This window comes from Shewanella sp. SG41-4 (genome assembly GCF_014164505.1).
GTDB lineage: Bacteria > Pseudomonadota > Gammaproteobacteria > Enterobacterales > Shewanellaceae > Shewanella.
In genome coordinates this window covers 1-1,692 of record NZ_JACJFI010000539.1, presented here as the reverse complement: position 1 = coordinate 1,692, position 1,692 = coordinate 1, and the positions used below count along the sequence as shown (strand labels likewise).

Below are 1,692 nucleotides of genomic sequence, written 5' to 3'. Positions count from 1 at the left end.
GACTTACTTACCGGTTTACCTAATCGCTCTAGTTTGCAAGTGACACTCAGTAACTTAGTCAAAAAAGATGTGCATCACACCTTGATGGTGCTCGATTTAGATAATTTCAAACGTATTAATGATTCATTAGGCCATCAAATTGGTGATGATTTATTAATTGGGGTTGCTGAACGTATTAAGTTAGCCATCCCAAAGCACGCAAGCTTATACCGTCTAGGGGGGGATGAATTTGCTTTACTTGTCGATCAACACCCTGATATCGGATCGTGTGCAGCCATAGCAACCCAAGTGATAAATTGTTTAAAACCAGCTTTTACGCTTAATAATGACTCACTGGTGCTAGGCATTAGTATCGGTATTGTGCTTTATCCTGAAGATGAACAAAACGAGCAAGCATTGTTGCGTAAAGCTGATATTGCTATGTATCACGCTAAGTCAGGTGGTGGCAACTGCTATCAGTTTTATTCTGAGTCATTAAACCAAAATGCTTTACGTCAGCTTGAAATAGAAAGTTTGATTAGAGAAGCGCTTAAAGATGATTTGTTTGAAGTGTATTACCAACCGAAAATTGACGTAAAGAAAGATCGCCTCACCGGAATGGAAGCCTTAGTAAGGTTAAATCACCCTACATTAGGCCTGATTGGACCAAATGAATTTATTCCCCTTGCCGAAGAAAATGGTTTGATCGTTGAAATTGGTGATGTGGTATTACGCAAAGCATGTTTTGCTGCGCAAAAATGGTTAGAGCTAGGCCTATTTAGTGGCCGTGTTGCGGTCAATTTATCGTCAAGACAATTTGCTCTGCCTGATTTACGCCAACGAATAGAGTCAATCTTACGACTAACCAAATTACCGGCTAAACACTTAGAACTTGAAATAACTGAAGGGACTGTGATTAAAGATCCTGAACAAGCGATTAAAGTGATGCAACAATTGGCTAGAATGGGCGTCAGCCTTGCTCTTGACGACTTTGGTACCGGTTATTCTTCTTTATCATATCTAAAACGTTTTCCAATTAATTGTCTAAAAATCGATAAAACTTTTGTTGATGACATAGATAAATCTGACCGGGATCTTAAGATGGTCGATTCTATAATTACAATTGCCCACAATATGGGGCTAACGGTCGTCGGTGAAGGTGTAGAACAAACTGCACAACTCAACATATTAAAAGCACTTAATTGTGAAGAAATTCAAGGTTATATTTACAGTAAACCTATTAGAGAAGTCGACTTTGAGTTAATGCTCACCGCTGACAAACTTAAATTTGAAGCATTAAATAGTACATTAATGAAAAAATAAATAATTAGCTCTTATATTTGGCATGCTAAATGCTAATAAAAGTTCAGTTGTCAAAATAATATTGTTATTTAACCCTGAGCTTGAATTACTAAATATAAGAGAGATTAAAATGATTAAAGGAATGATTACAGTAGCGGTTTTATCGGCATTAGCTATCGGTAGCGTTACTATGGTAAATGGACTTGAAAATCAAACGGCCGGTATTCCAGCAATCAAAGTTCTAGACACGCAAACAGCCGGCATTCCATCAATTAAAGTCCTAGACACTCAAATCGCCGGTATTCCAGCAATCAAAGTTCTAAACACTCAAATCGCCTGCATTTCAGCAATCAAATTTCTAGACACTCAAACCACCGGCATTTGAGCAATCAAAGTTTTATAAACTCAAAT

The 1,692-nt window shown here is 37.5% G+C and carries 2 protein-coding genes; both read left to right on the top strand.

Annotation, left to right across the window (positions count from 1 at the left end; all coding sequences use genetic code 11):
* On the top strand, window positions 1-1,302 hold a 1,302-nt coding region (locus H5202_RS22000; RefSeq protein ID WP_182773912.1), incomplete at its 5' end, for a putative bifunctional diguanylate cyclase/phosphodiesterase.
* 109 nt (window positions 1,303-1,411) lie between these two features.
* Window positions 1,412-1,666 carry a hypothetical protein gene (locus tag H5202_RS21995; protein WP_182773911.1) on the top strand — a complete coding sequence of 85 codons (255 nt, stop codon included), beginning with the start codon at window positions 1,412-1,414 and terminating at the stop codon, window positions 1,664-1,666.
* Window positions 1,667-1,692: the final 26 nt, after the last annotated feature.